Origin of the sequence: Micromonospora sp. NPDC023888, assembly GCF_040639415.1 — a bacterium.
In the GTDB taxonomy this organism is placed as follows: Bacteria; Actinomycetota; Actinomycetes; order Mycobacteriales; family Micromonosporaceae; genus Micromonospora.
Map to the genome: position 1 here is coordinate 1 of NZ_JBEZZW010000053.1, position 22,486 is coordinate 22,486.

Below are 22,486 nucleotides of genomic sequence, written 5' to 3' on the forward strand. Positions count from 1 at the left end.
GCGGTGATCCTCCCGTCGCTGCTCAACCCGTTCGGCGTCTACCTGATGCACGTGTACGCGCGCGACGCCGTACCCGACGGTGCCGGGCAGCACGAGCCCGGCACCGCGCCTCTGTGCGCCGTCCACAAGGGACGGATCGGAGTACGCGGGCGCACCAGGCCGGCGGCGTCAGCGCTGCCCGACGGAGACGTCCTTGGTGAGGCTCGTGGTGCCGTCCGGGCCGGCGAGAGGCTCCGACTGGTATCCCTCGCCGTGGTAGAGGTCGATGTTCCGCAGGCTCTTCGCCCCGGTGAACAGCAGCACACGACGGCACTCCGGTGCCGCACCGGTCTCGGCGGTGCGTAGCAGCCACCGGCCGAGCCCGTGCCCCCGCAGGTCGGGCACGACGGCGAGCCGACCGATGTGCCAGTCGGTGCCGACGCGACGCGCCCGCACCATGCCCAGCAGTCGGCCGTCCAACCAGATGCCCGTGACGTGCCAGGTCTCCAGCCAGTCGCGCACCTCCTCCAACGACTCGTGCAGGGCCGGTATGGCCAGGGTGTCGTTGACGACGGCCTCCTCCACCCAGCAGCACCGCTGCAGCACGGTGACCTCGGCCGCGTCGTCGGGGGTCAGCCGCCGCACGTACGACCCTGGCAACGGTCCAGACAGCGCCCCGGCTCGGCCGCGTTCGCGCAGTGGCCCTAGGGCGTGGGCGACCCGGACCACCTCATCGAGCAACCCGACACCCGCCGCGTCACGGGTCGCGTCGGGACGCAGTTGTCCGCCCTCCACCGCCTCGCCGATGCGAATCGCGACAGTGGCGCCCACCGGGACCAGGCGGAGGGTCGTCACCACCTGCTTCGCATGTTGAACGGACCGGGTGCCCGCCGACGTGTTGCCGTAGCTGACGAAGCCGATCGGCTTCCACGCCCATTCGCGGCTGAGGTAGTCCAGCGCGTTCTTCAGCGTCGCCGGCATCCCGTAGTTGTATTCCGGCGTGACCGCGATGAACCCGTCCGCCGCGTCGACGATCGCGCTCCACCGACGTGTGTGTTCCTGCTGGTAAACGCCCGACGACGGATGCTCCTCCTCGTCGAGGAACGGCAGGTTCAGCTCGCCGAGGGCCACCGGCACGAGCTCGACGCCGAGCGCCGCAGCACGAGAGGCGACCGTTTCGGTCAGCCACTGGGCCACCACCGGGCCGAGGGCGCCGGGGCGGGTGCTGCACGTCAGGACGAGGACACGCGTTGGTTTCGTTGACATGGAAACGAGCGTAGGTGGTAACTTGTTTACATGTCAACTACACCGCCGGTCGGGGCCGTACCCTGGTTGAACCCTGATGAGGAACGCGCCTGGCGGGCGTTTCTGCGCGTCGTGGTCGCGGTCCAGACCGGCACGGCGCGCGACCTGGCCGCGGTCGGGCTCTCCGAACCCGACTACGAGGTGCTGAGCACCCTGTCGGAGCGGACCGCCCACACCAGCAGCCTGGGCGAACAGGCCGACAAGATGGGCTGGTCACGCAGCCGGCTGTCCCGGCACGCCACCCGGATGGAGTCCCGCGGTCTGCTGCGGCGCACACCCGACCCGGCCGACGGCAGAGGGTGCTTCCTCGTGCTCACCGCGCAAGGCCTGGAGGCACTCGAGGACGCGGCACCGGCCCACGTCCGCTCGGTACGACGCCATTTCATCGACCGCCTCGCCCCAGACCACCTCATCGCCATCGAACAGATCGCGCGGAGACTAGAAGAGTCCCAAGTCGGCGACGATCGACCTCCCGAGTGACCTCTGGCGGGGTGGGCTGCGTCGCGGCGAGAGATTATTCCGGGGGCGTGTCGATCTGCGGGCCGCTCGTTCGACATGGAGGTGCGAGGGCCGAGAGGCGGCCCCGCCGGACGAGGAGAACGCGATGTCGAAGTACATGCTCATCATGCGGGGCACCGACGAGACGAACGCGGCCATGATGGCCAACATCGACGAGGCGATGGCCGCGACCGGCCGGTTCATCGAGGAGATGATGGAGGCCGGTGTTCTCGTCGCGGCCGAAGGGCTGGACGATCCGGGCCGGGGCGTCGTGGTCGATTTCAGCGGCGAGGCCCCGGTGGTCACGGACGGGCCGTACGGCGAGACCAAGGAACTGTTCGGCGGCTACTTCCTGCTCGATGTCGCCACCCAACAGGAGGCGGTCGAGTGGGCCAAGCGGTTCCCGGCGATCGAGTGGGCCAAGCGGTTCCCGGCGGCCCGCGGGTCCAAGATCGAGGTCCGGCGGGTGGCCGAGGCCGACGAGGTCCCGCAAAGCAGCGAGAGCAACGGCCAGATCTGATGGGTACGGCCGACGTCGAGGCCGTCTGGCGGGTCGAGTCGGCGCGGATCGTGGCCGCGCTGACCCGGTTCACCGGTGATTTCGGTCTGGCCGAGGACGCGGCACAGGAGGCGGTGGCTGAGGCGCTGGCGTCGTGGCCGCGTGCCTCTCCGGCCAACCCGGCCGGCTGGCTGATGGCCACGGCCCGGCGGCGGGCGATCGACACGATCCGCCGCCGGGTCGCCCTGCAGGACCGATACGCCCTGCTGGCGGCCGACCCGGCGGTCGACGAGGAGGTCGATCTCGACAGGATCGACGACGACGTGCTGGCGCTGATGTTCGTCAGCAGCCACCCGGTGCTGTCCCCGACGGCCCGGGTGGCGCTGACCCTGCGCGTGGTCGGCGGCCTGACCAGCGAGGAGATCGCCCGCGCGTTCCTGGTACCTGTCCCGACCGTGCAGGCCCGCGTCACCCGGGCCAAGAAGACGATCGCGGCGGCCCGGCTGCCGTTCGAGCTGCCGCCGGCGGGCGAGCGCCGGGAACGGCTGGGCGGCGTGCTCAGCGTCCTCTACGTGATCTTCACTGAGGGGTCGACGGCCACGTCAGGCGACCGGCTGCTGCGCCCCGACGTCGCGTACGAGGCGGTCCGGCTGACCCGCACGCTGGCGGCGCTACAACCGGACGAGCCGGAGGTGCACGGCCTCCTCGCGTTGTGCGAGCTGACGGCCGCGCGCTTCCCGGCCCGCACGGGCCCGGACGGTTCACCGGTTCTGCTCGCGGATCAGGATCGCCGGTTGTGGGACCTCTCGGCGATCCGCCGCGGGCTGGCCGCGCTGGCCAGGGCATCGACTCGCGGCCTCGGCCCGTACGGCCTGCAGGCCGCGATCGCCGCCACCCACGCGTCGGCGCCCTCGGTCGAGCAGACCGACTGGGACCGGATCGTGGTGCTCTACGAGGCGCTCGGCCGGGCTGCGCCCTCTCCGGTGGTCGAGCTCAACCGGGCCGTCGCCGTGGCCATGGCGTCGGGTCCGGCGCGGGCCCTGCCCATCGTGGACGAGCTGATCGCCGCGAACCGGCTTGCCGGCTCGCATCTGGTCCCGACCGTACGCGGTGAGCTGCTGAACCGCCTCGGCCGGCGAGCGGAAGCGCGCACCGAGTGGGAGCTGGCGGCCCGGCTGTGCGCCAACCAGCGCGAACGCTCGGTCCTCCTCGGTAAGGCAGCGGCGCTGAGCTGACGCCTGCGGCACGGCGGGGCTGATGGGGGCGGCGACGGCCCAGCTGTTCGCCCCGCTGACGGTCACCTGACTGTTGAACCGGTCGCCCCACCGGGTGCCGTCCTGCAGGGTCGCGGTGCACCCACCGCCGGGCGGCGGCGTGGTGGGCGGAGCGGTGGTGGGCGGGACGCTGGTCGGCGGGGCCGTCGTCGGGGGCGGGGTGCCGTTGTTCCGCGCGGCGAGGACGGCGTCGTACGCGGGCTTCTTGGAGCCGTTGCTGTTGAACAGCAACGTAGTCTGCGAGGCCCGCCACGAGTCACTGTCGCGGATGCCCCACACCGTGATCCCGTTGCACCGGGCCGCCGCCAGACAGTCCTCCACCACACTGCGGTACGTGTTCGCCGGCGCACCCTGGATGTCCAACTCGGTGAGATCCCGAGTCGGTGGTGAACCCCGCTTACGTCCCTCGTGATCTTGCCCGGGATCATTCCCTCGAACGAAAAGGGGTTCGCTCTCCACCCGAACGTGTCGGACATGAGGGCCTGTTGCCTGATAGGCCCGAGCTGCCCAACCCGGGAGGCTGCAATCGACGTACTTGCGGGTTATGTAGGCGCTCTTACGTGATCATTGGGGCTCGAATTTGGAGCGGCGTAACGCGTCGCTCATCGTCAATGCCGTTGCAGGTCGTGCGGCTGACGCTCCTCATGGCAAGGAGTTTCCATGGACGAGTTCGACCTTATGTCGCGCGCGGAGAAGATCGCCTGGTGCGAGAGCCGGCTGCGCCACTACAACGAGATCGAGGCGGATATTCTCAGCAGCCCGAATGACCCTTCCCGCCAGCAGCGAACGCGGCAACTCGCCAACGCCCGGCGCCAGATGGAGGACGCCCTTCGGATGTTGCGTAAGCCGTCTCTCTGGCAGCGCGTCAACATGTACGTCAATCGGGAGGCTGCCAAGGATGAGGCCCGAGAGGCCGCGCGGGAGCACCGCCCGCGATCGTGCCTCGCCTGCGGCGGATCCGGCCAGGTCCAGGGTGCCGGCAACTGGTTCGAGCCCTGTCGCTCCCGCCATCACTACAGCGCCTGACCCCGATCTTCGAGATCCGGCCGCACACGCCACCTCTCGCGATCACATCACCCCCGTGCGGCTCCGTAGAGACGGCTCACGGTCTCGGCCACACAGACCGGCTTGCCGCCGCTGTCGCTCTCCACGGTGACCGTCGCGACCAACTGCACGCCGCCGGTCACCGGGGACACCTCGGCGATGGTGGCAGCGGCCCGGACGGCGGCGCCGACCCGCACCGGGGCGGGGAAGCGCACCCGGTTCAGCCCGTAGTTGACACCCATCGCCACCCCCTCCACCCGGTAGAGCCGGCCGGCAAGCGCTGGCAGCAGCGACAGCGTCAGGTACCCGTGGGCGATGGTCCCGCCGAACGGCCCCGCCGCGGCCCGGACCGGGTCGAGGTGGATCCACTGGTGGTCGTCGGTGGCGTCGGCGAAGAGGTCCACCCGACTCTGCTCGATCCGCTCCCACGGGCCGGGCCCGAGGGTCTCGCCGACCGCGGTGGCCAGTTCCTCGAACGAGCTGAAGACTCTCATGTCAGGTCTCCCGGAAACTAGAAGGCGTTGACGCCGGTGAGCGCGCGTCCGATGAGGAGTTGCTGGATCTGGCTGGTGCCCTCGTAGAGGGTGGCGACCCGGGCGTCGCGCAGGTACTTGCCGACCGGGTATTCGTCGATGTACCCGTACCCGCCGAAGACCTGGACCGCGTTGTTCGCCGCGCGGACGGCGGCCTCGCTGGCGAAGAGCTTGGCCATCGACGCCTCGGTGGCGAACGGCTGGTCCCGGTCGATCAGGTCGGCCACCTGCCAGACCAGCAGGCGGGCGGCGGCGGTGTCCACGGCGATGGCGGTGAGCAGTTGTTGGACGAGTTGGTGCCCCGCGATGGGTTTGCCGAACTGGGTGCGCTGCCCGGCGTAGCCGACCGCCGCGTCGAGGCAGCCCTGGGCGATGCCGACGCACCCGGCCGCCACCGACATCCGGCCCTTCGCGAGGGTGGACAGGGCCAGCCGGAACCCGCCGCCCTCGGTGCCGAGGCGGGCCGCGTCGGGCACCCGCACCTCGTCGAGGCGCAGCTCGCCGGTGGCCTGGCCGCGTAGGCCCAACTTGCCGTGGATCTCCCGGCGGACCAGCCCGGGGCTGTCGGTGGGCACCAGAAACGCGGTGATGCCGCGGTGCCCGGGGCCGCCGGTGCGGGCGAAGACCAGCGCGACGTCGGCGGTGGTGCCGTTGGTGATGAACGTCTTGGTGCCGGTGAGCAGCCAGTCGCTGCCGTCGCGGAGTGCGCGGGTCCGCAGCGCGGCCGCGTCCGAGCCGCTGTCCGGCTCGGTGAGCGCGAAACAGCCGAGCGCGGTGCCGGCGCAGAGCCGGGGCAGCCACTCGGCCCGCTGTTCGTCCGCGCCGTGGGCGGCGATCGACTTCGCGACCAGCCCGAGGGAGACCGAGACGATGCCGCGCACCGCCGAGTCGCCCCGGCCAAGCTCCTCCAGGACCAGGCAGTACGCGAGGTGGTCGCCGCCGGAACCGCCGTCGGCCTCGGCGATGGTCAGCCCGAGGAAGCCCAGGTCGCCCAGCATGCCGACGATGGCCGGGTCGACCGACTCACGCCGGTCCCAGTCGGCGGCGTGTGGCAGCAGCTCGCGGTCGGCGAACTCGGCGGCCAACTGGCGGACCGCTGCCTGCTCGGCGGAGAGGGTGAGGTCCATGGCCTTCAAACTAGCGGTGATAGTTTATGCCGTCCAGAGCGGACCCCGAGTCACCGGTCGGAGGCCAGGCCGGCGTGCCGCTCGCCCGCGAACGCGCGGGCCAACTCGGTCCGCGAGCGGACGCCGAGGCGGTGGAACACGTTGCGCAGGTGATGGTCGACGGTGCGGATCGAGAGGAACATCCGGGCCGCGATCTCCCGGTTGGTGGCACCCTCCGCGACCAGCTCCGCGATCCGCAGTTGCTGGCCGGTCAGCAGCCGCGCCGCCGGCAGGTCCGGCGGACCGACCGACTCCCCGGCGGCCCGCAGCTCCGTGGTGGCCTGCTCGGCCCAGCACGCCACGCCCAGCAGGCTGAACATCTCCCGGGCCCGGTGCAGGTGCGTACGCGCGTCGCGCGGGCGTCGGCTGCGCCGCAGTTCCTGGCCGAAGAGCAGCTCGGTACGGGCCAGCTCGAACGTGCCGGCCTCCGTCGGGTGCAGCCGCAGCGCCGCCTGGAAACTGCGTTCCGCCTCGGCACTGCCCCGGGGGGCGAGCAGCGCGTGGCACCGGGCGGACAGGGCCCGGCGCAGCGGGCTCGCAGTGCTGCTGGCCCACCTGTCGAAGACGGTGAGCGCGGCGGTGGCCGCCGGTCGGTGTGCCAGGTGCGCCGCCGCCTCCACCAGATACGGCGTCGCCATCACCTGCACCAGGACCTGACCTCGGCCGGTGCCGAGCCGAGCCAGCGACGCCAGCCGGTCCGCGGCCTCGGCGTGCCGACCGTCGATGAGGTCGAGCACCGCAAGCGCCCAGCCGGCGAGCGCGTGCGGACGGCTGCCCGGCGTCGGCGACTCGCCGATCTCACGGATCTGCCGCAGGCTGGTGTCGCGGTCGGCCCGGATCGCGGCGAGCACGGCGAGCATGCCCAGGTGGACCTTGGCGCAGTTGACCTGCCCCGTGGCGCGGGAGACCCGCAACCCGTCACGGGAGGTCTCTGCCGCCGCCTCGTGCCGGCCCTGCCAGTACTCGGCGATCGCCCGCAACTCCAGTGCCCGGGACAGCATCGACAACTCGCCCCGATCGCGGGCCAGCGCGACGGCACGCTCGGCGAGCCGGTGCGCCGCGCCGTCCACGGCGACCACCAGGCCGGCCGCCGCCGCGCAGGTGAGCGCGGTCGGGGTCACCGCCGAACCGGTCAACCGGGCGCCCAGCACGACGGCGCGGCGCAGCGTGGGGCCGGCCCGCTCGTGGTCGCCCCGCAGGGTCGCCGCCACCCCGGCGACCAGGCTGCCCATCAGCTCCATCGCCGGCGGATCGGTCGGCCGCCGCAGGGCCAGCGCCCGCCGGCCGACCTCGGCGTACCGGTACTGGTCGCCGGCGAAGCAGACCGCCTCGCCGGCTCGTACCAGCCCGGACAACGCCAGGGCCCGGTCGGTGTCGGCCACCGTTGCGGCCGCGGTCAGCAGTCGCGCCGACGCGTCCGACGCCGCACCGCACCGCAGCTCCAACTCACCGCGCAGCAGGTCGGCGCGACCCCGCACGGCAGGGTCCGTGGACACCGCGCGCAGGCGGTCGAGCAGCAGCCGGGCCACCTCGGGCTGCCCGCCGACCCAGGCGTAGTGGGCGGCGCTCAACAGCCGGGTGGCCGCCTGGGCGGGATGATCGCTGAGGTCGGCGGCCCAGCGCAGCGCCGCCGAGGCGACGGCCCAGCCGCCGGCTCCGCCCGAGGCCGCCTCCTCCAACTCCGCGGCCAGGGCCGGATCGGCACCCGCGGTGGCGGCGGCCAGGTGCATCGCCCGGCGCAGCCGCTGCCCCTCGTCGACGAGCACCGCGGCGAGCAGACGGTGCGCGGCCCGCCGTTCGGCGAGTGGCGCGCTCGCCACGATCATCGTGCGGACCAACGGCTGGGGGAAGGTGACGCCCTGCGCCCCGACGCGGACCAGACCGGCGACCTCCGCCGGGGCGAGCGCGTCGACCTCGGTCCCGGCGGCTCCGGCGGCCCGGATCAGCGTGCCCGGCGCGCCGTCCTCGTCGAGCGCGGCGAGCAGCAGCATCCGCCGGGTGTCCGGCGGCAACCGGTCCAACCGGGTCCGGTACGCGCGGCCCAGCGCACCGTCCTCGGGTGGCGCGGCGGGCAGCGCCTCCTCGCCCCGCCACTGTGCCGGGCTGAGCACCTCGGCGAGGTCCACCAGGGCCTGCGGATTGCCTCCGCCGATCGCGGCCAGGGCGGTCACCACCGACGCGGCGGGCGGCTCGGATAGCCGGTCGGTGAGGACGGCGACGCTGCTGGGTGTGTCGAGCGGCCGGAGGCGGTGCGCCGGTATCCCGTCGACAGTGATTCCGACGTCCGCGGTGAGCAGGACGACAACTGGTAGGTGCCGCAGCCGGCGGGCCACGAAGGCCAGCACCTGCCCGGTCAGCGGGTCGCCCCGGTCCACGTCGTCCATGGTGACGAGCAGCGGGCGTTCCCGTGCCGCCTCGGTGAGCATCCCGAGCACGGCCATCGACAGAGCCAGCTTGCGGTTGGCCGGGCACCCGTCCCCGCCCAGGGCCCTCCGGAGCAGGTCACGCTGCGGAGTCGGCAGGGTCGCGGCGTGGTGCGCCACCGGGTCGAGCAGTCGTTGCAGACCCGCGTACGGCAGCGCGGCCTCCTCGGCCAGGCCGCTCGCGGCGAGCACTGTGCAGCCCTCGGCGTAGCAATGGGCGTGGCGGAGCAGCGCGGTGCGGCCTGAGCCCGGTTCACCGTGCAGCAGCAGGGCACCGCCACCGTTGGTCACGCCGTCGAGCAGGCACCGGACGGCGCGGCATTCGTCGTCCCGACCACGCAGCACGGTTAGTTGCACTCTCGATGCAGTAACCATGCCTGCCAGTGTCACTCATCGGTAACCGAATGGAAAGAGGGGCGATATCGGGCCGAGCCGGAGTCAGTCGGCCGCGACCTCGGCAAGCAGCGCGCCCACCGTCCGGGTCATCACGGCGCGGGCCTGGTCCACGCCCAGCCCGAGGCCGTAGCGCAGCATCGACCAGGCCGGCCACATGCTCGCCGCCACCAGCGCGCTGAGCAGTTGCTCCCGACCAGGACCGGCCTGGGCCAGCTCGACGGCGAAGAGTTCCTCGACCTCGTCGCGCACCCGGTCGATGTGCTTGAGGCGGTTGCGGTGCAGCTGGTCGGAGACCGGCTCGCGCATCTGGGCGGCCCGCGCCGACGGTGCGATGAGCTGGAGCAACCGGGCCCGCTGTCGGCAGTACGCGTCGACCCGCTTCGCCAGCGGCAACCCGGGTGAGATGGGCCGGTAGGCGGCGTCCTGCTGGCGGAGCACCTCCGCGCCGCTGGCCTCGAAGAGCGTCTCCATGTCCTTGAAGTTGGTCCAGAGCGTCCGCAGCGAGATGCCGGCCCGCTCGGCGATGCGTTCCCCGGTCGGGCGCAGGTCCCCCTCGCCGATGAGCGCGAGGTGAGCCTCGACGATGGCCGCCCGGGTGCGCTCGGCCCGAGCGGTGCGCCCGTCGACCCGGCTCGCGACCTCGACCCCGTCCATCCGCCCCCGCCCTCTCACCGCCACGGCGTCTCCTGACGCACCGACAAGTCTAGACAGGCGCTGATCAGCAACCCCGGACGACCGACTGCCGGCGTGCTCATCCGGCCCGACCGGTAAGCGAGACGCCACCGTCACAGACGACTGTCTGCCCGGTGATCCAGGCGGCGTCGTCGGAGGCCAGAAAGGCGACCGCGCCCGCCACGTCCGGCGGCAGCCCGAGCCGGCCCAGCGGGTACCGGGCCGCTACCTCGTCCTCCCGCCCCTGGTAGAGCGCGGTGGCGAAGCGGGTCTTCACCACGCCGGGGGCGACCGCGTTGACCCGGACCGCCGGCCCCAGCTCCACGGCGAGACTGGCGGTCAGGTGGTTGAGCGCGGCCTTGCTCACCCCGTAGAAGGCGATGCCCGGCGACGGCGCGAGACCGGCGATCGACGACACGTTGACGACGCAGCCGCCCCGCTCGGTCATGCCCGCGGCGCAGACCTCCTGCACCCAGCCGAGCGTGGCGACCAGGTTGACGTCCAGGATCTTGCGGGCGGCAGCCGGGTCCAACCCGAGCAGCGGGCCGTGCACCGGGTTGATACCCGTGTTGTTGACCAGGAGGTCCACCGGCCCGAACGTCGCGCCGACCTGCCGCACGGTCGCGGCCCGGTGCTCGGGGTCGTCGGCGCGGCCCGGCACCGCCAGGGCGTACTCGGGCCCACCGAGGGCGGCGACGGCCTCGGCGAGCGCCTCGGGGTGTCGGGCGGTGACGCCCACCCGGGCACCCTCGGCGACGAGGCGGTGGGCGATGGCCAGGCCGATCCCCCGACTGGCCCCGGTGACGATGGCGACGCGGCCCGCGAGCCGGCCCGAATATGCATTCACAGTGCAGATAGTAGGAGGGCTGATCGGTGTCGGTCAACGTCCCGGACCACCGTCCGGCACGCCGGTCAGCCGGACCACGCGCAGCCGTCCGACCGGGCGTGGTCACGCGCAGACCACGCCCGGTCGGACGGCGGAGGTACCGGTCTTCAGGAGACGGTCGGCACCCCGTTGGCCGGCGGTGCGACCGGCGCGGCGGTGTACTCGTTCACCGGCCCGTCCGCCTCGTCTGTCTCGTACGCCGGCCCGAAGTAGCTCTGCACTCCCCCGGTCACCCGGCTCAGCCGCTGACCGCCGTACCCGGAGTGGTCCTTCGCGGAGAAGCGCAGCGGCACCAGCCCGGGGCCCTGGAAGCCGCCCTTCTGCACGGCCTCCAGCACCTTCTCCCTGGTGAGGTCCTTGCCGGCGGCGAGCAACGTCTGCACGAAGAGGTAGCCGACCGACATGCCGTAGACGGTGTTGCCGTCGAACGGCGCGTCCCCGTTGTGTTCCTTGTTGATCCTGGTGAAGAGCTGGATCCACGGGTTCGCTGTGTCGTTCTGCATCGGCAGGTAGTTGGTGCCCACCATGCCCTCCAGCAGCGGGGCGGCGGCGCCGAGCTGCTTGGCCAGGGTCGGGTGGTCGGCGCCGACGTTGGAGACCAGCCACTGTGCCTTGAAGCCGAGCCGCGCGGCGGTGCCGACCGACAGCGCGGTGAAGCCGGGCACGGTGGCGAGCACGACGACCTTGCACCCGGCCGCCTTGAACGCGCCGATCTGCGGCGCCACGTTGGTGTTGCTGGTGACGTAGGTCTGCTTGACCGCCACCGCACCGGCGCCGAGCACCTTCTCCACACCGGCCAGGCTGTCCCGGCCGAAGTCGTCGTCCTGGCCGAGGAAGCACACCTTCTGGCCGGCCAGGTTCGCCTTCGCGTAGTTCGCCAGGATCTTGCCCTCGACCGTGTAGTCCGGGTTGAACCCGAACGTGCCCGGATACTTGTCCGGCTGGTCCCAGCTACGGCTGCCGGAGGCCACGAAGAGGTCCGGCACCCGGTTGCTCTTCAGGAAGTCGAGCACGCCCGTGTGCGTCGGCGTGCCGAGACCGTTCAGGACGGCGAAGACCTTGTCCTGCAGGACGAGCTGGCGCACCACCTGCTGGGTGTTCGCCGGGTTGTAGCCGTCGTCCATGATCTTGTAGGTGATCTTCCGACCGTGCACGCCACCGTTGGCGTTGACGTAGTCGAAGTACGCCTTCGTCGCCGGGGCGATCTTCGAGTAGCCGGCCGAGGCCGGCCCGGTGAGCGGCATGTGGGTGCCGACGACGATCTCGGTGTCGGTCACACCCGGCACCGATGCCCCGCCGGGACCGGAGCCGTCGTCTCCGCTGCAACCAGCGGCGGCGGCCAACAGGGCGATGGTGCTGGCGATCGCGAGACCACGTTGTGCCAAACGGTGCATGGAGAAACACCGACCTTTCTCGGTCCGGTTCAGGGGAACGGTGTGGGTGGTGGAACGCCCGACCGGGGCCGGGCGCGGAGCGGCTCAGGAACGCCGGGCCCGCAGGCGCCGACCAAGACGGGACAGCAGTCCCTGTACGCCACCGGGTGCGGCGATCATGACGACGATCAGGGTGAGGCCAAAGATCGCCAGCGGCAGGTTTCCCTCCAGCCGCTGCGCCACCGCGGGCGAGAGCGTGAGCAACTCGGTCGCGGAGTGGGTGAGGTCGGGCAGGGCGACGAGCAGGACGGCCCCCCAGAGCGCGCCGGTGAGCCGACCGAGGCCGCCGATCACCACGGCCATCAGCAGGAACAGCGACAGGGTGAGCGAGAACGCCCCGGGCGAGACGCTCTGCGCGAGCACCGCCAGCAACGCTCCGCCGAGCCCGGCGGTGGCGGCACTGACCACGAACGCGAGGACCTGGGTACGGGCCACGTGGATGCCGGCCAGTCGGGCCGCCACCTCGTCGTCCCGCACCGCCCGGAAGGTACGCCCGTACCGGCTGCGGATGAGGTTGGCCAGCAGCAGCAGCGCGAGCAGGGTGGCCGCGCCGGTGAGCCAGAGCTGCCACCGCTCGTAGGGGAAGTACGGGCCGAGCGACATCGGGGGCGGCTCCACCGGCACCGACAGCCCCTGCTCGCCGTTGAAGACACCGTCGAAGGTGACGGCCAGCGCCGGCACGACGACAGCCACCGCGAGGGTCACCCCGGCCAGGTAGGGACCACGTAGCCGGGCCGCCGCCACCCCGACCACCGCGCCGACCGCGACAGTGCTGACGATCGCCGCGCCCAGCGAGAGCGGCAGCAGCCAGCCGCCGGTCATCCCCCGGTCGGCGAACGCGTTCTGGCACAGCGCCACCGTGTACGCCCCGGTGGCCATCAACGCGCCGTGCCCGAGCGAGAGTTGACCGTTGAGGCCGGTGAGGACGGTCAGCCCGGCGGTCGCGCACAGGTAGGCGGCCACGGTGGCGAGCTGGAAGTTGCGGAACGGCTCGACGGCGTAGCTGACCCCGACCAGCAGGAGCCCGACGACGAGCACTATCGCGAAGTGACGCAGCAGGGTCGAGCCGCGTCGCCGGTCGACGGGCCGGTCCGCGTCGACGAGCTGCTGTTTCGGCGGCACCGCCGCCCTCGTGGCGCTCACACCCGCCTCGCCGCGACCGGGGCGAACAGCCCACCGGGCCGGACCAGCAGCACCGCCAGCAGCAGGACCAGCACCGCGAGCGGAGTCAGGTCGCTGCCGGCGTAACCGCTGACGTAGGAGAGCAACAGACCCACCGCCAGGCCACCGACCACCGCCCCCGGCGGGCTGTCCAACCCACCGACCACCGCCGCGGTGAACGCCGAGACGAACACCAGGTCCATCGCGTGCGGGTGCAGGCCCAGCTCGGTTGGCAGGACCAGCATGGCGGCCAGCGCGCCCACCCCGGAGGCGAGTGCCCAACCGAGGGTCAACATGCCGCCGACGTTGACCCCGAGCAGCCGGGACACCTCGGGGGCGAAGGCCGCCGCGCGCATCCGCAACCCGACGGGGGTACGGGCGAACATCCAGGCCAGGCCGCTGACCACCACCGCGATCGTGGCGAAGACGAACAGGTCGTACGGCGACAGCACGGCCACCCCGCCGACGGTGAGCGCGGACCGGCTGAACGGCGCCTCGGCGGGGCGGAACTCGTTGCCGTACACCATGCCCAGCACGGCCTGGATCAACAGCACCAGCCCGAGCGCGACGATCACGGGGTTGAGCGGCGAGGCGTGGTCGACGTGCCGCATCACGACGCGGTCCACGAGCGCGCCGAGCAGCAGCCCGGCGACGATCGCGACCACGAAGCCCAGCCAGTAGGAGCCGGTCGCGGCGCTGACGGTGTAGGCGACGTACGCGGCGGCGACGGCCATCGCACCCTGGGCGAAGTTGACGACCCGCGCCGCCCGCCAGATGAGCACCAGGGCCAGCGCGAACGCGGCGTACACCGCGCCCCGGGACAGGCCGTCGATGGTGAGGAAGACGAAGCGGTCCAACAGTCCTCCCTCCGGGGGACGAGGTGGTGGTCAGAAACCGAGGTACGCGTGGCGCAGGTCGACGTCGTCACGCAGCTTCGCCGCCGGGGCGGCGATCACCACCCGACCGAGGGACATCACGACGCCCTGGTCGGCGACGGCGAGCGCGCTGCGCACGTTCTGCTCGACGAGCAGGACGGTCAGGCCGGTGCGGTCGCGCAACTGGCGGAGCAGGGCCATGGTCCGGGCGACCACCCGCGGCGCCAGGCCGAGCGACGGCTCGTCGAGCAGCAGCAGGCGAGGCCGGCCGACCAGGGCCCGGCCGAGCGCGAGCATCTGCCGCTCACCGCCGGAGAGCTGGTGGCCGAGGTGCCGGCGGCGTCGGGCCAGGGGCTCGAAGAGTTCGTAGACCTCGTCGAGGGCACGCCCCGCGTCCGCCCGGTCGCGCCGCCACAAGCCGCCCAGCCGCAGGTTCTCGTCCACAGTCAGCTCACTGATCACGCCCCGCCCCTCCGGCACGTGCGCCATGCCGCGTCGGACGAGCTGCTCCACTGGCGTACCGCGCAGCTCCTCCCCGGCGAGGAGCACCTGGCCGGCGGCCGGGCGGATCATGCCGGAGAGCGCGCGCAGCAGGGTGGTCTTGCCGGCGCCGTTGGCGCCGACGACCGCGGCGATGGTGCCGGCCGGGACGGTGAGGTCGATGGCCCGCAGCACGGGCGCGGCCCCGTAACCGGCCACCAGCCCGCGCACGACGAGCAGGTCGGTGGCGCTCACGGCGTCGCTGTCCGTTCGCGACTGCGGGGCTCCCAAACCCGGCTCACTCCTCGGGCTCACGAAACCTCCTCGACGGTGGCACCCAGGTAGGCGTCGGTGACCGCCGGGTCGTCGCGGATCTCGTCCGGAGTGCCGGCGGCGATGACCCGGCCGAAGTCGAGCACCACGAGTTCGTCGCAGACCGCCATCACCAGGTCCATGTGGTGCTCGACGAGCAGCACCGAGCAGGGGTCGTCGTCGCGCCGGGGCAGGTGCCGGACCAGCTCGGCCAGCTCGGCGATGTCGTCGGCGCCGAGCCCACCGGCGGGCTCGTCGAGCAGCAGCAGCCGGGGCCGGGCGGCGAGCGCGCGGGCCAGGGCGACCCGCTGGCGTACGGCGAAGGGCAGTGTGGTCGGTGCAGCCTCGGCGTGCCCGGCGATCCCCAGGTCGTCGAGGATGTCCAGGGCGTGCCGACGCAGCCGGCGCTCGTCGCGGTCGCTGGCCGGCAGCCCGAGCAGCGCCGGGACGAAGCCGGCTCGGGCGGTGTGCGAGGCGCCGGTCATCACGTTCTCCAGCACGGTCAGACCGGCGAAGAGGCCGGTCCCCTGGAGGGTCCGGGCGATGCCGAGCCGGGTCAGCCGGTGCGGCCGTGGCCGCAGCGGTCGGCCGTCGAGGGTGAGCGAGCCGGTGTCCGGCGCGACGAACCCGCAGATCACGTTGAACAGCGTGGTCTTGCCGGCGCCGTTGGGCCCGATGACGCCCACCACCCGGTTGGGTGGCACCCGCAGGGACACGTCGTCGAGGGCGGTGAGGCCGCCGAAACGGACGCCGATGTGGTGCAGTTCGAGGCCGCGCTCCATCACCCATCCCTCTGTTGTGGCGGGTGTTTATTTACACTCGCAGTGTACGTTTCTCGGGAATCGCGTCAATACCTTCAATGGCTCGTCGTGCACGCCGACGGGGCGGCCGCCACCGGCGACCGCCCCGTGACCGCCGTCAGGCGCTGGGGCAGGTGTTGCGATACTCCTCGATCTGCGAACCGCTCGGGCCGGGGCACAGGAACTGCTCGTAGCGGGTGTCGTCGTCGACGAACCGCTTCAACCAGGCCACCATCTGCCGGGCGGTGGGCGTGTTCGTCGTCTGCGGGAAGAAGTGACTCGCCCCGTTCAGCTCCAGGTACGCCTTCTCGGCGGAGGCCGGGATGCTGTTGTAGAACGGCACCGAGTGCGTCGAGACCGGAGCGACGGTGTCGCTCTCCCCGCCGATGATCAGCGTGGGCACCCGCAGCTCGGACCAGCTCTTGTCGGTGTTCCACGGCGCGAGCGGCACGGCGGCCTGCAACGACGGTCGCGACGAGGCCGCCTCCAGGGTGCCCCCGCCACCCATCGAGTGCCCGGCCACCGCGAGCCGGCTGCTGTCGATCCGGGTACGGACCGAGCTGCGCTGGGTGAGGTAGTCGAGCGCGGCGAGCAACTGTCGGCCCCGGCTGTCCGGCTGGTCCAGCCGGGTGTTCGTCTCGATGCCGATCACCACGAAGCCGTGCGAGGCGATGCGCGGGCCGAGCCAGCTGATGCTGGACCAGGCCGCGGTGTAGCCGGGCGAGATGGCGATGGCGCCGAAGGTGCCCTCGCTGGTGCTGGTCGGGTAGTAGATGACGCCGCCGCCGAAGCCGGTGACGCTCAGCGAGGACACGCTCTGCGAGGCCGTGGCGAACGGGCCACGGCTGGCCTCCAGGATCGCGGTGGTCGGGGCCGGGCCCCGCTCGTACGGACCCGCGGCCTGCGCGGCGCCGGTCGGGCCGGAGAGAACGCCGCCGGCGACCAGGACGGCGGCCACCGCCAGCCGGGCTACGACGGAACGGGGACGGGTGGTGGTTGGTGAGGACACGTCGGGCACTCCCTAGGGTCGAGGGATATCGACGTACGTCAGTTTTGGCCGGTCCGCCCGTCCGCGCATCGGCGAAATCACCAGTTCCGGCGCAGGTTGCCGGGATCAGTCGTGTTTCGACCCTCTGACCAGGGGTAGCAGGGCACTCGCCTGCCCGCACACGCGCCATGGAGAGGTTCATTCAGTGGATTCCAGCAAGCCCGCCGAGGCGGTCAAGAACGTCGTGAAGACCGCCTCCGGAAAGATCGCCGACGCCCTGACCCCGGAAGTCCCCGGCGCACCAGGTAGCGCGCCACCACCGCTCGAGGAGCCGACGACGCCGCACGACCCGCTGCCACCAAAGCCGGAGCAGGGGGCACCGCAGACGCGTACGCCGACCGGAGCCGAGACCGGCGCACCGACGACCACGAAGGGTCAGCAGGGCGCCTACCTGACGACCGCGAACGGGGCGCGGCTGCGCGACACGGACCACTCGCTCAAGGCCGGTCCGCGCGGCCCGGTGCTGCTGCAGGACCACCACCTGCGCGAGAAGATCACGCACTTCGATCACGAGCGCATTCCCGAGCGTGTGGTGCACGCCCGGGGCGCCGGCGCGCACGGTGTGTTCACCGCGTACGGCACCGCCGAGGCGGTCACCAGGGCCGGCTTCCTCAAGAAGGGGCGCGAGACCGACGTCTTCGTGCGGTTCTCCACGGTGCTCGGCTCGCGGGGTTCGGCCGACACGGTCCGCGACACCCGCGGCTTCGCGACCAAGTTCTACACCGACGAGGGCACCTTCGACCTGGTCGGCAACAACATTCCGGTCTTCTTCATCCAGGACGCGATCAAGTTCCCGGACATCATCCACGCCGGCAAGCCGCACCCGGACCGGGAGATTCCCCAGGCGCAGAGCGCGCACGACACCTTCTGGGACTTCGTGTCTCTGCACACCGAGGCGCAGCACCACACCATCTGGAACATGTCCGACCGGGGCATCCCGCGGTCGTACCGGACGATGGAGGGCTTCGGTGTGCACACCTTCCGCCTCGTCAACGAGGCCGGGGAGACGGTGCTTGCCAAGTTCCACTGGAAGCCCAAGCTGGGTGTGCACTCGCTGACCTGGGAGGAGGCACAGCTACTCGGTGGCATCGACCCGGACTTCCACAGGCGCGACCTCTACGACGCCATCGAGGCCGGCGCGTACCCCGAGTGGGAGCTGGGCATCCAGGTCTTTCCCGACACCCCCGAGGAGACGTTCGCCGGCATCGACCTGCTGGACCCCACGAAGATCGTGCCGGAGGAGCTGGCCGAGGTGCAGCCGATCGGCCGGCTGGTGCTCAACCGGACGCCTACCAACTTCTTCGCCGAGACCGAGCAGGTCGCCTTCCACCTGGGCCACCTCCCGCCGGGCATCGACGTGACGAACGACCCGCTGTTGCAGGGCCGACTCTTCTCCTACGTCGACACGCAGCTCACCCGGCTGGGCGGGCCCAACTTCGCGCAGATCCCGATCAACCGCCCACACGCGCCGGTGAACGACATGCTGCGCGACGGCTTCCACCAGCACGCCGTGCACGCCGGCGTCGCCCCGTACCGGCCGAACTCGCTCGACGGCGGCAACCCGTTCCCCGCCGGGGACGACGAGCACGCGTTCGTCGACGTGCCGGTCACTGTGGCGCAGGCGCCGAAGGTACGCGCCAACCCGGCCTCGTTCGACGACCACTACAGCCAGGTACGCCTGTTCTGGTCGAGCATGTCGCCGGTCGAGAAGGAGCACATCATCCGGGCGTACGCCTTCGAGCTGGGCAAGTGCTACCACCAGGCGATCAAGGAGCGCCAGCTCCAGTGCCTCGCCAACATCGACCCGGTGCTCTGCGAGCAGGTCGCCACCGGGCTGGGTCTGCCCGCCCCGCAGCCGACCGTACCGCTCGCCGACGTCACGCCCAGCCCGGCGCTGTCGCAGGTCGGCCGGGAGTGGCCGAGTGACGGTCGGATGGTCGGCATCGTCGTCGACCCCGACGGCGACCTGGACGGCGTCGACGAGGTCCGCCAAGCGGTGTTCTCCGCCGGCATGGTGCCGCTGCTGATCGCCCCGCACGGCGGCATGGTGGGCGACATGCCGGTGCAGCGCACCTTCGCCACCGGCCGGTCCGTCGAGTTCGACGCGGTCCTGCTGGCCGGAGCGCCGGCGCCCGCGCCGGATGCCGTCCCGGCCCGCGACGCCAAGGCGGGTACGCCGGCGCCGACCGCCGTCGATCCCCGCGTGCTGCTCCTCGTCGAGGAGTGCTGGCGGCACGCCAAGGCGGTCGGCGCCTGGGGAGCCGGCGTCACAGTGCTGGAGCAGGCCGGGGTGGCCGGCACGCCCGGCGTCGTCACTGCCGGTTCGGGCGCCGAGGCGCTGGCGGCCGTGCAGCAGTTGATGGCAGCGCACCGGGTGTGGGAGAGGTTCCCCGCAACTGTCGCCTGACCCGTCCGCCGAGGGGCTGCCCTTCCCGTCACCGGGAGGGCAGCCCCTCGGGCGTTCCGGGGCCTACGAGTTTCCGTTCCCCGGGTCGCGGGCCAACCGCCCCGGTCCGGCCCTCGTCGTCAACTCCGGGTCCAGCGCAGGTCGTTCGTACCGGCATCGCAGCCGCGCTGTTCGACAAGCGCGCCGTCCGCTGTGCTCTTGTCGACAGCGCCCAGGCACAGTCCGCTGTGCGCGTTCACGAGCTGGCGCTCCGCGTTGAGGGTGAACTGCTGCGCCGGGGTCGTGTTGCAGGTGGTGAGCTGGATTGCCGCGCCGACGTCGCTGGAGGCGCCGAGCACGTCCAGGCACCGGCCGCCGAGCTGCACGCTGCCGTCCGGTCGCGTCGTCCAGAGCTGGTTGGCGGCGCGGTCGTCGCGGCAGTCCCAGAGCCGGAGCCGGACCGGATCGGGTGACTGCGGCGTGGCGACGTCCAGGCACCTGTTGCTCGCCGCCCCGACGAGCCGGTAGCCCGACCGGGCCGGCGGTGGGCTCGGCGTCGGTGATCCGTCGGCCGGGGGCTTGCCGCCCGGTGTGGTGCCGACCGCCGTCGACGCCGGCCGGAACCCCGAGGTGACCTGCCGGAACTCGTCCACATCCCAGGCGGCCTCCGGCGTGAACCAGGTGAGGCTGTAGCCCTTCCGGTCGGCCGTCCGGAAGGTGCGCTGACGGGCGTGCATCGCCGTGCCGCCGTCGCCGGTGTAGAGCCACTCCCAGTCGGCCGCCGCGAGCTGGTAGTTGACCGCGAGCAGCGCGACCCGGCGGTAGTCGCGGTAGCGCCCGACGACGTCGGGCTGCTTCTCGTGGCTGGTCAGCTCGGCCACCGGGTCGGTGCGCGGCGCGTCGGTCTGGCCGACCACGAGCATCCGCGCACCGTCCGGTTCGTGGAACTCGACCTGCTGGCCCCGGCGGACGATCTGCCAGTCGCGCGGCGCGGGCACCGAGAAGCCGGTGCTGTCCCGGTAGACCGACCAGGCGATCGGCCGGAGTGCGGTGGCGCTCGGCGGGCCGCCGGGGGTCGGCGTCGTGCCCGACGCGGTGGCCTGCCCCAGCTCGACCCCGACGCCACTCGGGCCCGGCGCGCGCCTGGTGGCAAGCGGAATGCCGACCACCAGGCCGAGCGCCAGCACGACCGCGACACCCCCGAGCAGCCAGGTCCGCCGGCGGCGGCCCGTCGCGGGGCCGTCACCGTCCATCCCGGAGCCAGGCCCGGTCGGGGGTACGTCGGCGGTGCCGGACCTGGTCGCCACCGGAAGGGCTGTGGTGCCCGGTGGGCGGGTACCCGCCGTCGGCAGCGCGGTGCCGTCGAGGGCAGCGCGGAGCAGCCGCTGCGCGGTGTCGGCGTCCATCCGCTCGGCCGGGTCCTTACGCAGCAGGCCGGCCAACACCGGCGCGAGCGGTCCCGCGTGTCGCGCGACGGGTGGTGGCTCGGTGACGAGCGCGGTGAGGCTCATCAGGCTGGACGGCCGGGCGTACGGCGACTGGCCCTCGACCGCTGCGTACAGGGTCGCGCCGAGCGACCAGAAGTCCCCCTCGGGACCCACGGTGCCGCGCATGGCCCGTTCCGGTGAGACGTACGCGGGCGACCCGAGCACCACTCCGCTGAGCGTCAGGTTCACGTCCTCCACGGCGGTGGCCAGACCGAAGTCGGTGAGCACGATCCGGCCGTCCGCGCCGACGAGGATGTTCGCGGGTTTGACGTCGCGGTGCATGATGCCGGCGCGGTGGGCGGCGCGGAGCGCGCCGAGTACGGCCAACCCGATGGCGGCCGCCCGCACCGGTGGGATCGGGCCGTCGGTGGTGATGGCGTCGTGCAGCGAACGGGACGGCACGTACTCCATCACGATCTGCGGGTCGCCGTCGGCGCTCAGCAGCACGTCGAAGACCCGGACGACGTTGACGTGGTCGAGCTGCGCGATCGCCCGAGCCTCGCGCAGCGACCGGATCCGCAATTCCTGTCGCGCCTCATTGGTCAGGCCGGGCGGTGGGACAATTTCTTTGATGGCGACGTCCCGTTGCAGCATTCGGTCGCGGGCTTTCCACACTCGACCCATTCCGCCCTGGCCGAGGAGCCCCACGACGTCATACCGATCGGTAACAAATAGCGGTAACATCTGCGGCACCCGGAGAGGCTACCTGGCACGCCGTACGAACAATTCTGGGCAGTCGGAGCGGACGCTTATGTGATCCGTCTCATTACCGCCGGGAACGGCGATTCCGGTGCCCGAGGCACCCTCGGTCAACCGGGAATTGGCCGGTTGTTCACAGTGGCTCCGTTCGCCGCGGCCGCCGTCGTCGCGGAGTCAGCCGATGTCGGCCAACCGGGGCAGCACCTCGTCGCCGAGCCGCTGGGCGAACTCGACCGGGTGCCGATCCGGCGTCACCTGCACCTCGCTCACACCGAGCGCTGCGTAGTCGGACACCTCGGCGAGGAACGCGTCGGTGTCGTCCAGCGGCGACCGGGAGGCGACCACCGTCTTCTCGATGGTGTCGTAGTCGCGGCCCTCGGTGGCGCAGTGCCCGCGCAGCACGTCAAGCTTGCGCGCGACGTCGTCGATGCCGGCGCGACCGAACAGGTTGCAGGCGTCGGCGTACCGGGCCACCAGCAGCAAGGTCTTCTTCTCGCCCCCGCCACCGATCATGATGGGCGGGTGCGGGCGGCGCAACGGCTGCGGCGAGTTGATGGTCTCGGCGAGCTGGTAGTGCTTTCCGTTGAACGGGCCGTCGTCGTCACTCCACATCTGCAGGCAGATGCGCAGCGTCTCCTCCAGCCGCTCGAACCGCTCGGCCACCGGGACCACCGGCACGCCCAGCCCGAGCTGCTCCCGCTCGTACCAGGAGGCGCCGATGCCGAGGCGGGCCCGGCCGCCGGAGAGCACGTCGAGGGTCGTCACGGTCTTGGCCAGCAACCCCGGGTACCGGTACATCACACCGGTGACCAGCCCGCCCAGGGTCATCCGCTGGGTCTTCGCCGCGACGTAGGCAAGCGTGGTGTACGCCTCCAGCATCGGCTCCTCGGCGGCGAACACCGCGTCCATCTGGAAGAAGTGGTCCATCACCGTGAACGACGCGACGCCCGCCTGCTCGGCGATGGTCGCCGCCTGCGCCAGGGTGGGCGCGATCGCGGTCGGGTCGGCCGGGGTCGAGTAGTTCCAGTAGTGCAGTCCGAGCTTCATGTTCGGCACCTCCGCAACGAGCCTAGGGGACGTTGCGCGACCTGTCTCGGGCGTCCATTACCGGTTCATGACAATTCGTGGAT

At 72.0% G+C, this 22,486-nt stretch carries 19 protein-coding genes and 1 pseudogene; 5 read left to right on the top strand and 15 right to left on the bottom strand.

Annotated features, from left to right (window positions below; genetic code table 11):
• Nucleotides 1-168: 168 nt before the first annotated feature.
• Entirely contained in the window at nt 169-1,245 is a 1,077-nt protein-coding gene (locus AB0F61_RS31260) for a bifunctional NAD(P)H-dependent oxidoreductase/GNAT family N-acetyltransferase (protein WP_357817076.1), read from the bottom strand.
• A gap of 30 nt (nt 1,246-1,275) precedes the next feature.
• On the opposite strand from AB0F61_RS31260, the gene AB0F61_RS31265 reads away from it, so the two are divergent.
• The 3 genes from AB0F61_RS31265 (at nt 1,276) to AB0F61_RS31275 (ending at nt 3,516) form a co-directional block, all read left to right on the top strand.
• On the top strand, nt 1,276-1,764 hold the full coding sequence (locus AB0F61_RS31265; protein ID WP_357817079.1) for a MarR family winged helix-turn-helix transcriptional regulator: 489 nt from the start codon (nt 1,276-1,278) through the stop codon (nt 1,762-1,764).
• Between the two features lie 124 nt (nt 1,765-1,888).
• Nucleotides 1,889-2,302 carry a YciI family protein gene (locus AB0F61_RS31270; protein ID WP_357817082.1) on the top strand — a complete coding sequence of 138 codons (414 nt, stop codon included), beginning with the start codon at nt 1,889-1,891 and terminating at the stop codon, nt 2,300-2,302.
• Complete coding sequence (locus AB0F61_RS31275; protein ID WP_357817084.1) at nt 2,302-3,516, top strand: DUF6596 domain-containing protein; 1,215 nt, start codon at nt 2,302-2,304, stop codon at nt 3,514-3,516. Before AB0F61_RS31270 ends, AB0F61_RS31275 begins: the two co-directional genes overlap by 1 nt.
• A gap of 108 nt (nt 3,517-3,624) precedes the next feature.
• Here the strand turns inward: AB0F61_RS31275 and AB0F61_RS31280 are convergent.
• Nucleotides 3,625-3,927, bottom strand: a pseudogene (locus tag AB0F61_RS31280) (endo-1,4-beta-xylanase); the annotation flags it as partial.
• Between the two features lie 288 nt (nt 3,928-4,215).
• On the opposite strand from AB0F61_RS31280, the gene AB0F61_RS31285 reads away from it, so the two are divergent.
• Nucleotides 4,216-4,581, top strand: a complete 366-nt coding sequence (locus AB0F61_RS31285) for a hypothetical protein (protein ID WP_357817087.1) — start codon at nt 4,216-4,218, stop codon at nt 4,579-4,581.
• A 47-nt stretch (nt 4,582-4,628) separates the two neighbouring features.
• Here AB0F61_RS31285 and AB0F61_RS31290 read toward each other — a convergent pair whose 3' ends face one another.
• The 11 genes from AB0F61_RS31290 to AB0F61_RS31340 all read right to left on the bottom strand — a co-directional run bounded on the left by AB0F61_RS31290 (nt 4,629) and on the right by AB0F61_RS31340 (nt 16,745).
• Complete coding sequence (locus AB0F61_RS31290; RefSeq protein ID WP_357817089.1) at nt 4,629-5,093, bottom strand: MaoC family dehydratase; 465 nt, start codon at nt 5,091-5,093, stop codon at nt 4,629-4,631.
• A 17-nt stretch (nt 5,094-5,110) separates the two neighbouring features.
• The gene (locus tag AB0F61_RS31295) at nt 5,111-6,259 is read right to left on the bottom strand and encodes an acyl-CoA dehydrogenase family protein (protein ID WP_357817092.1); all 1,149 of its coding nucleotides are present in this window, start codon (nt 6,257-6,259) and stop codon (nt 5,111-5,113) included.
• Nucleotides 6,260-6,309: 50 nt separating this feature from the next.
• Complete coding sequence (locus AB0F61_RS31300; RefSeq protein ID WP_357817094.1) at nt 6,310-9,096, bottom strand: AAA family ATPase; 2,787 nt, start codon at nt 9,094-9,096, stop codon at nt 6,310-6,312.
• A 63-nt stretch (nt 9,097-9,159) separates the two neighbouring features.
• A complete protein-coding gene (locus tag AB0F61_RS31305) occupies nt 9,160-9,771 on the bottom strand; it encodes a TetR/AcrR family transcriptional regulator (RefSeq protein WP_357817160.1) in 612 nt (203 codons plus the stop codon).
• 97 nt (nt 9,772-9,868) lie between these two features.
• Entirely contained in the window at nt 9,869-10,636 is a 768-nt protein-coding gene (locus AB0F61_RS31310) for an SDR family oxidoreductase (RefSeq protein ID WP_357817097.1), read from the bottom strand.
• A 146-nt stretch (nt 10,637-10,782) separates the two neighbouring features.
• Nucleotides 10,783-12,069: an ABC transporter substrate-binding protein gene (locus AB0F61_RS31315; RefSeq protein ID WP_357817099.1), complete on the bottom strand. Its 1,287-nt coding sequence runs from the start codon at nt 12,067-12,069 to the stop codon at nt 10,783-10,785.
• A gap of 84 nt (nt 12,070-12,153) precedes the next feature.
• Nucleotides 12,154-13,251: a branched-chain amino acid ABC transporter permease gene (locus tag AB0F61_RS31320; protein WP_357817101.1), complete on the bottom strand. Its 1,098-nt coding sequence runs from the start codon at nt 13,249-13,251 to the stop codon at nt 12,154-12,156.
• Nucleotides 13,248-14,126: a branched-chain amino acid ABC transporter permease gene (locus tag AB0F61_RS31325; RefSeq protein WP_357817104.1), complete on the bottom strand. Its 879-nt coding sequence runs from the start codon at nt 14,124-14,126 to the stop codon at nt 13,248-13,250. The genes AB0F61_RS31320 and AB0F61_RS31325 overlap by 4 nt, the downstream gene beginning before the upstream one ends.
• Before the next feature lie 30 nt (nt 14,127-14,156).
• Entirely contained in the window at nt 14,157-14,879 is a 723-nt protein-coding gene (locus AB0F61_RS31330) for an ABC transporter ATP-binding protein (RefSeq protein ID WP_357817107.1), read from the bottom strand.
• Nucleotides 14,880-14,935: 56 nt separating this feature from the next.
• Entirely contained in the window at nt 14,936-15,718 is a 783-nt protein-coding gene (locus tag AB0F61_RS31335; RefSeq protein WP_357817110.1) for an ATP-binding cassette domain-containing protein, read from the bottom strand.
• Between the two features lie 136 nt (nt 15,719-15,854).
• Nucleotides 15,855-16,745 carry an alpha/beta hydrolase gene (locus AB0F61_RS31340; protein WP_357817113.1) on the bottom strand — a complete coding sequence of 297 codons (891 nt, stop codon included), beginning with the start codon at nt 16,743-16,745 and terminating at the stop codon, nt 15,855-15,857.
• Nucleotides 16,746-16,929: 184 nt separating this feature from the next.
• Here AB0F61_RS31340 and AB0F61_RS31345 point away from each other — a divergent pair, with 184 nt between their 5' ends.
• Entirely contained in the window at nt 16,930-19,191 is a 2,262-nt protein-coding gene (locus tag AB0F61_RS31345; protein ID WP_357817116.1) for a catalase, read from the top strand.
• Between the two features lie 119 nt (nt 19,192-19,310).
• On the opposite strand, the gene AB0F61_RS31350 is transcribed toward AB0F61_RS31345, so the two are convergent.
• A complete protein-coding gene (locus AB0F61_RS31350; RefSeq protein WP_357817163.1) occupies nt 19,311-21,341 on the bottom strand; it encodes a serine/threonine protein kinase in 2,031 nt (676 codons plus the stop codon).
• Between the two features lie 189 nt (nt 21,342-21,530).
• A complete protein-coding gene (locus AB0F61_RS31355; protein WP_357817118.1) occupies nt 21,531-22,403 on the bottom strand; it encodes an LLM class F420-dependent oxidoreductase in 873 nt (290 codons plus the stop codon).
• Nucleotides 22,404-22,486 lie beyond the last annotated feature (83 nt).

Coding starts and splice junctions, on each gene's coding strand:
- AB0F61_RS31305 (WP_357817160.1), bottom strand. CDS start 9,771: ATGGACGGGGTCGAGGTCGCGAGCCGGGTCGACGGGCGCACCGCTCGG.
- AB0F61_RS31315 (WP_357817099.1), bottom strand. CDS start 12,069: ATGCACCGTTTGGCACAACGTGGTCTCGCGATCGCCAGCACCATCGCC.
- AB0F61_RS31355 (WP_357817118.1), bottom strand. CDS start 22,403: ATGAAGCTCGGACTGCACTACTGGAACTACTCGACCCCGGCCGACCCG.
- AB0F61_RS31300 (WP_357817094.1), bottom strand. CDS start 9,096: ATGGTTACTGCATCGAGAGTGCAACTAACCGTGCTGCGTGGTCGGGAC.
- AB0F61_RS31270 (WP_357817082.1), top strand. CDS start 1,889: ATGTCGAAGTACATGCTCATCATGCGGGGCACCGACGAGACGAACGCG.
- AB0F61_RS31275 (WP_357817084.1), top strand. CDS start 2,302: ATGGGTACGGCCGACGTCGAGGCCGTCTGGCGGGTCGAGTCGGCGCGG.
- AB0F61_RS31260 (WP_357817076.1), bottom strand. CDS start 1,245: ATGTCAACGAAACCAACGCGTGTCCTCGTCCTGACGTGCAGCACCCGC.
- AB0F61_RS31350 (WP_357817163.1), bottom strand. CDS start 21,341: ATGTTACCGCTATTTGTTACCGATCGGTATGACGTCGTGGGGCTCCTC.
- AB0F61_RS31295 (WP_357817092.1), bottom strand. CDS start 6,259: ATGGACCTCACCCTCTCCGCCGAGCAGGCAGCGGTCCGCCAGTTGGCC.
- AB0F61_RS31290 (WP_357817089.1), bottom strand. CDS start 5,093: ATGAGAGTCTTCAGCTCGTTCGAGGAACTGGCCACCGCGGTCGGCGAG.
- AB0F61_RS31285 (WP_357817087.1), top strand. CDS start 4,216: ATGGACGAGTTCGACCTTATGTCGCGCGCGGAGAAGATCGCCTGGTGC.
- AB0F61_RS31335 (WP_357817110.1), bottom strand. CDS start 15,718: ATGGAGCGCGGCCTCGAACTGCACCACATCGGCGTCCGTTTCGGCGGC.
- AB0F61_RS31265 (WP_357817079.1), top strand. CDS start 1,276: ATGTCAACTACACCGCCGGTCGGGGCCGTACCCTGGTTGAACCCTGAT.